This window comes from Rhizobium laguerreae, assembly GCF_019778565.1.
GTDB classification, from domain to species: domain Bacteria; phylum Pseudomonadota; class Alphaproteobacteria; order Rhizobiales; family Rhizobiaceae; genus Rhizobium; species Rhizobium laguerreae.
Genome location: NZ_JAAXQT010000001.1, coordinates 1,384,200 through 1,390,874 on the forward strand (window position 1 = coordinate 1,384,200; position 6,675 = coordinate 1,390,874).

Annotated in this window: 4 protein-coding genes and 1 pseudogene; 4 read left to right on the plus strand and 1 reads right to left on the minus strand. The window is 59.9% G+C overall.

Annotated features, from left to right (window positions below):
• The first annotated feature begins 4 nt into the window (after positions 1-4).
• Positions 5-898, plus strand: a complete 894-nt coding sequence (locus HFO71_RS06835) for a LysR family transcriptional regulator (RefSeq protein ID WP_077978161.1) — start codon at positions 5-7, stop codon at positions 896-898.
• A gap of 7 nt (positions 899-905) precedes the next feature.
• Here HFO71_RS06835 and HFO71_RS06840 read toward each other — a convergent pair.
• Positions 906-1,853 (minus strand): annotated as a pseudogene (locus HFO71_RS06840) (alpha/beta fold hydrolase).
• 302 nt (positions 1,854-2,155) lie between these two features.
• Between HFO71_RS06840 and HFO71_RS06845 the strand changes: the two are divergent.
• The 3 genes from HFO71_RS06845 to HFO71_RS06855 all read left to right on the plus strand — a co-directional run bounded on the left by HFO71_RS06845 (position 2,156) and on the right by HFO71_RS06855 (position 6,270).
• Positions 2,156-2,599, plus strand: coding sequence for a VOC family protein (locus HFO71_RS06845; RefSeq protein ID WP_077978160.1), 444 nt, complete (start codon positions 2,156-2,158; stop codon positions 2,597-2,599).
• A gap of 67 nt (positions 2,600-2,666) precedes the next feature.
• A complete protein-coding gene (locus HFO71_RS06850) occupies positions 2,667-3,977 on the plus strand; it encodes an epoxide hydrolase family protein (RefSeq protein WP_131642184.1) in 1,311 nt (436 codons plus the stop codon).
• Between the two features lie 139 nt (positions 3,978-4,116).
• Positions 4,117-6,270, plus strand: a complete 2,154-nt coding sequence (locus tag HFO71_RS06855; protein WP_077978158.1) for a mechanosensitive ion channel family protein — start codon at positions 4,117-4,119, stop codon at positions 6,268-6,270.
• Positions 6,271-6,675: the final 405 nt, after the last annotated feature.

Consider the following 6,675-nt stretch of genomic DNA (forward strand, 5'->3'; position numbering starts at 1 on the left):
TCAGATGGATCGTCTCGAAGCGATGCGCATATTGCTGGCGGTCGTCGACGCCGGGAGCATCTCGGCCGGCAGCAGGAAGCTCAACGCGCCATTGCCCAGCGTCAGCCGCAAGGTGGCCGAACTTGAGCGACAGCTTGGGGCAAACCTCATCGTCCGCACCAGCCGCAATCTGCAGCTCACCGATGCCGGGCGCGACTATGTTGACGCCGCTCGAAAGATCATGGCGGATCTCGATGAGGCCGAACGACGAGCGTCGGGGGAATACCAGACGCCCAGAGGCGTGCTGACGATCACGATGCCGATCGAATACGGGAGCCGATACGTGCTGCCCATTGCGCTGAGTTTCATGGACAAATACCCGGAGGTATCGCTGAACCTTCTGTCGCTCGACCGCACGGTTGATCTCGTGTCCGAGCAGGTGGATATCGCGATCCGTCTCGGCGACCTCGCCGACAGCGCCCTCCATGCCGTCAAGGTCGGGGAATTCCGCCTGCTGACCTGCGCGAGTCCTGCCTATCTCAAGCGGCATGGCATGCCCGAGCGTCCCGGCGATCTCATCGATCGCGACGGGATCATCTTCAACAAGCGAACATTTTTCTGGACTTTTGACGTCGACGGCACGCCGATAGAGGCGGCGCCTCGCAACCGGCTTGAGGTGAATACGGCGGCGAACTGTGTTGCGGCGACCGTCGGCGGGGCGGGGATCGCGCGGCTGTTCGACTATCAGGTTCCAGACGAGCTGGCGTCCGGCGCGCTCGTTCCGATCCTTCGCGATTTCGACGGCCCACCCCAGCCCATCCATATCGTCTACGCGCGACAAGGGCTTCTCGCGTTGAAGGTACGGGCTTTTGTAGACTGGGCACTGCCGCGGCTGCGCGCGTTCCGTATGCGAAGATAATCCAATATTATCTGAATGATGCGATTATCTCTTCAGCCGTTTGTTTCGGATTCTGAAGGTGTGGAAAGTGGCCAATGCCTGGCAGGAGGTCGAGTTTCGCACCGATCTTGCCGGCGAACTCGATGCCCATTTCCTTTGCGATATAAATGTCTTTCTCGCCCCAGATCACCTTCATAGGCGTCTTCAGCCGGTCGAGGTTGGCCTCGAGATACTGCTGGTCGCGGGTGAAACTTGCGTAGTAGTGCGCGAATGCATCCGCCGACGTGACGCCATCACGGCTCCATGACCGGATCATGTCTTGCTGGACGTCGATCCGCAGATCGAATTGTTCAGCGGGTGAGAGGCCGCGCCTGTGCACGTTCTGAAGGATCTCGTCGCTTGTCTTGTTCATGTAGGCACGGGTCGGCGAGGCGGTTGGCTCGGCTTTGAGATTCTGTAGGTTCTCCCACATGTGGTGCGGCCGGTCGAACGGCGCGAAGTCTCCGACGATGATCTGCCTGGCGATCGTCGGCTCGTCGAGAGCAAGCAGCAGGACGGGGAGGGCACCGATGTCAGTCGCGTAAATCACGAGCTTCGACCGGTCGATGCCTGCCCGCTCGATATAGGCCTTCAACACTCGGGCGTACGCCCTCGGCGCATAGGAAAACCGTTCCGAAGCCGGGCGCGACGACTGTCCGTAGCCTGGCCAATCGAAAGCATGGACGTCTTAGTCGTGAGCAAGCGTTGTCGCGATCTCCTTCCACACCGTCAGTGTTTCCGGAAACCCATGCAGGAAAAGCACGGGGCCTTTTGACGTGGGGGCGCGGACAATCATCCTCCTCAGCGTCAGGACTTCGTCGATCTCGATAGAGTCGATGGTGTCTTGCGCGGCTTGCGTAGAAGCGAAGGCTTCAGCCGTGTGGGAAGACGGAGTTGCTGCGACTGATGCAGCATGTGCGGTTTTGTCCTTAGACATAGGATGTCCTTTCTGAACGGCGGTCAGCCAAAGCCCAAAAGCCGGCTGTCTCCACAAATAATTGAGCATGGCGTCAGCCCGCGGTAGCCGGAGAAAGTGAGAGGAACCCTCTCGACGGCGGCAGCGCTGCGACTCGGCTGCCCAAGGCTGACATCTGAGTGAGAGGGTGCCTCTCACTTTCCCGAGGTGCCGGCCGGCCGTCGACCCGCCCAATATCCACCAACCGCCGATTTGAGACAGCTCGTTGGCGTTAGCTTGCGGACGGCAAAGCGTCGGCCGCGACAATATAAGGAAGAACTGATATGACTGACATTACCCAAAGCAGACAGGTTGCGGCCACCCCCGACGAGGTCCGCGGCCTCCCGGGCCACGTCACTGTCGGCACGAACGATCTGGATGCCGCCTCGGTATTCTACGACAAGCTTCTGGCCGTGTTCGGGATCGGACGAATCCTCGTCCAGCCCAACCGAGCCATCTACTACGGACATCGCACGCTCGAATTCGGCATCATCAAGCCGTTCGATGGCCGCCCTGCCACCGTCGGCAACGGTGGAATGATTGCTTTCGAAGCTCCGTCCCGTTCAAAGGTCGACGAAGCCCATGCAACTGCATTGGCGGCGGGTGGCTCGGACGAAGGGGCTCCTGGTCCGCGTGGCGAGAACGGCACGGGTCCTTACTGCGCATATTTTCGCGATCCAGAAGGCAACAAGCTTCTGATCTTTCGTTCCGGAGCGGACCAGGCCTGACATTTTCGGCATTGAAGCGGGCAGGGCATCTTTTCCTCTCCTCGATATCACGAAAGGACACGGCATCATGTCAATGCTGAACGTTTTGAAACACCGCGACGTATCGCGCCGCTCACTGCTGTCAGGCTTTGCCGCGGCCGGCATAACCGCCGTTTTCGTTCCTCGCACGTCCAACGCCGCTGATGTTGTCGGCGTCGCGTCCGAGGAGGTTCGACCGTTCAAGGTTGAGGTCTCCGAGGCGGCGCTCGCAGATCTCAGGCGGCGTCTCGCCGAGACTCGGTGGCCCGATGGCGAAACCGTCATGGACCGTTCGCAGGGCGTCCAGCCCGACAGGCTGAAGGAACTGGTGCGCTACTGGCAGTCGCCCTACGACTGGCGGAAGGCGGAGAGCAGGCTGAACAGTTTTCCGCAGTTTCTCACCACTGTCGATGGACTGGACATCCATTTCATCCATGTCCGCTCCCGTCATGAAAACGCGCTGCCGCTGATCATGACCCACGGCTGGCCCGGTTCGGTCTTCGAGCTGCTTGATGTCATCGGGCCGCTGACGGATCCGACGGCGCATGGCGGCACGGCTGATGATGCCTTCCATCTGGTGATCCCTTCGATTCCAGGGTTCGGCTTCTCCGGCAAACCTCCATCGGCGGGTTGGAACCCCCAGCGGATAGCCGCTGCCTGGGACGTGCTGATGAAGCGACTGCATTATGACCGCTATGTCTCGCAAGGCGGTGACTGGGGCGCGATCATCAGCGACGCCTTGGGCCGCCAGGCACCCGATGGGCTGCTCGCGATCCACGTCAACAGGATCGAGCGGGCCACGACGTTTCCAGCGGACGCAGCCCAGGCTCTCAAAAATGGAGGGCCGGCTCCCGACAGCTTGTCTCAGGATGAGAAGGTCGTCTTCGACGAAGCCCGGAACTTCCTCAACAACGGCTTCGGCTACGCAGCGATCATGAGCACGCGGCCGGAGACGATCGGTTACGGCATTGCGGATTCTCCGGTCGGTCTCGCCGCCTGGCTTTACGACAAGATCGCCGACTGGGTATATACACGCGGCGATCCGGAACAGGCCCTTGGCAAGGATGCCATCCTCGACAACATCACGCTGTACTGGCTGACGAACACCGGCCCTTCCAGCGGTCGCATCTATTGGGAAAACGTCATGTCGGGCGCCAAGCTCACGCCCGTCCAAGTCCCGGTCGCCGTCACGGTGTTTCCCGGCGAGGTCTACAAGCCGCCAAAGCACTGGCTGTCGAAGGCCTATCCGAAACTTATCTACTACAACCGCGCCTCCAAGGGCGGTCACTTCGCCGCCTGGGAGGAGCCGGAACTCTTTAGTCAGGAGATCAGGGAGGCCTTCAAAAACTTGCGGTCTTGAAGTCGCCTGGCCTTTGGTTCGCAGCCTGAATCCCAGAGACCGGTTCGTCGATTGACGTTGGTCGTGCAACGCTTCACAAAGTCCGAAGTTTCGACCAACTCAGCAAAAGCGACGACACCATCGCAGGGACCACGGCCACATGCGCATCATCGACGACAGTCATCCCCGCCGCCGCAGACTGTGCGTATTCCTGACGCTGATATTTTCAACGCTTCTGCTGACGAGTGCAAACCCCGCCTCGGCGGCTGAGCCGACCAATTCCTCGGCGCCGATCCGGGTTATTATCGAATTGCCGAATGATGATTCCGGACGAGCGCTGGTCAATCGGATCGTCCCTAGCAATCAGGAACCGGCGCAGCCGGTAGCAGTCACGCAAGAGGCGGCACCGACGTCGATTGCCACGTCGCTACAGGATTTGCGCCAGAGGTTGCTCACACTCGTCGATGCCGTTCCGACCCTTCCCGGGCAGATCCAGTCGGCGATCCGGGTCTTCCAAACGGATGATCGTATCGAACCTGTCGGCCTGATCTTGGCGGTCATACTCTTCGTCGCAGGCGGGTTCGTTGCGCAGCGCCTCGCCTGGTGGTCAGGGCGAGGGCTGCTCCATTTTGTGCTGAACGCGCCCGCCGACACGGTCCGGCAGCGGATCAAGCTCCACGCCGCCCGGCTTTCAATGGGTCTTCTCGCCTTGGTCGGTTACCTGATCGGAAGCCTCGGCGCGTTTATCCTGTTTCCATGGCCTGCCGTGTTTCGCGATATCGCGCTGATCCTCCTATCAGCCGCGCTCATGGTGCGCCTTGGCGTGCTTGTGGGCCGCATTGTCATCGCGCCAGGCGCCCGCCTGCCGCATATGCGGCTTCTGACGCTTGTCACCTCGCTTGCCTGGTTCTGGTACTACTGGCTCCTCGGAATCGTCGCAGCGCTGGCGGCTGGCTGGGCCACCATTGAAGTGATCGGGACGATCGGGGCTTCACCTATCTTGGTCGACCTCTTTACCGCAGCATGGCTTGGTGTCGTTTCAATCGCTTTGGTCGTTATGATCTGGCTGCGGCACTTTCGTTCTGACGGACCGCCCGTGAGCCGGCTGAACTGTGTCGGCTTCAGCGCGAGCATCCTGCTATCGTGGCTGTTATGGGTATCCGGGCTCCGCGGTGCATTCTGGACAGTGGTCGTCATCACGCTGCTGCCGCTTACCGTTTCGGTGGCTCATGATATCATTCGTCGAATTGTACAATCCGGGGAGGGGGAGGCGGTCGAGGATCCGGCCATCGTCGGATGGTCCGTTGTCATCATGCAAACGCTGCGCAACGGTCTCATCGTGGTCGCTGCGCTGCTCATTGCCCGCGCATGGAATGTCAATCTCAGTGATCTCGCCGCTGCCGAAACGGTGACCACACGCTTGATCCGCGCCGGAATCCGCATCGTGATCGTGCTGCTGGTGACCGACGTAATCTGGAAGCTCGCAAGCACGCTGATCGACAGCCAGATGGCGGTGGCGTCGCGAAGCGAGCAGGGGGGACATCAGGATGGCCCCGAAGCGCGTCGGCGTCAGCGGTTGAATACTCTCCTTCCCATTCTTCGCAATGTACTCTTCCTGGCGATCGGCGCTGTCGGCTTCCTGATGATCCTGGATGCCGTTGGCATCCAGATCGGACCACTGCTGGCGGGCGCTGGCGTCGTCGGCATAGCGGTCGGCTTCGGTGCGCAAACACTCGTCAAGGACATCATCTCTGGCGTCTTTTATCTGTTCGACGATGCCTTTCGCATCGGCGAATACATCCAGGCGGCGAAATATAAGGGTACGGTCGAAGGTTTCTCGCTGCGATCGATCCGCTTGCGCCATCACCGCGGTCCGGTCACCATCGTTCCCTTCGGCGAACTCGGCGCGGTGCAAAACCTCAGCCGTGACTGGGTCATCGACATCATCACACTCACCCTGAATTATGACAGTGACCTCGAGGAGGTCCGCAAGACCATCAAGCGCATCGGCGCTGAGCTTCTGGAGGATACCGAACTCGGGCCCAACATCATCGAGCCCTTGAAAATGCAAGGGATTGAGCAGATGGCGGATTACGGCGTGCAGATTCGGCTGAAGTTCATGACGAAACCCGGCGAGCAGTTCGGCGTCCGCCGAAAGGCGCTCGCCATGCTCAAGAAGACATTCGCGGAAAAAGGCATCCAATTTGCAACGCCGACCGTCCATGTTTCCGGCGGTCCCGCTGATGCCGCGGCAACCGCTGCCGCCTCGGAGCTGCAAAGACCATCGAAAGTCATCCCGCCACTTGAGGAATAGCAACGGCGAGCTTTCCGTCAATGCTTAACAGTCTGACCCGGACGTTGCCGCCAAGCACGCGTCGTCCGAGACACGGGTTTCGAAAGAGTCCGTTGGCTGGGATCAGCTGTTCTATGAGGGCACGTCCGCAGATGAACTCGTCGATGTGCTGGATCGTCCAGGCGCAAATTCGATCGGGGCGATTTAAAAGAGTGGGCTACAAGATGGATGACGACGGTATGCCATTGTAATCAAAAGGCATCCAATGGTTCCATAATCTATCTTATGCCACATTGTGTTTGTAGCCGCAAAGTTAAAGTGTCCTGTTTCTGCAAAGTTGGAATGTCACACTCCCCGCGTTTGATTGGCGCCGGGGAGATTGCCGATGGGACTGATAGCGATGAGCGAGCGTGATCTGCAGCGGAT

Excerpts from the sequence above, each read along its gene's own strand:
- HFO71_RS06835 (WP_077978161.1), top strand. The coding sequence starts at position 5 with ATGGATCGTCTCGAAGCGATGCGCATATTGCTGGCGGTCGTCGACGCC.
- HFO71_RS06845 (WP_077978160.1), top strand. The coding sequence starts at position 2,156 with ATGACTGACATTACCCAAAGCAGACAGGTTGCGGCCACCCCCGACGAG.
- HFO71_RS06850 (WP_131642184.1), top strand. The coding sequence starts at position 2,667 with ATGTCAATGCTGAACGTTTTGAAACACCGCGACGTATCGCGCCGCTCA.
- HFO71_RS06855 (WP_077978158.1), top strand. The coding sequence starts at position 4,117 with ATGCGCATCATCGACGACAGTCATCCCCGCCGCCGCAGACTGTGCGTA.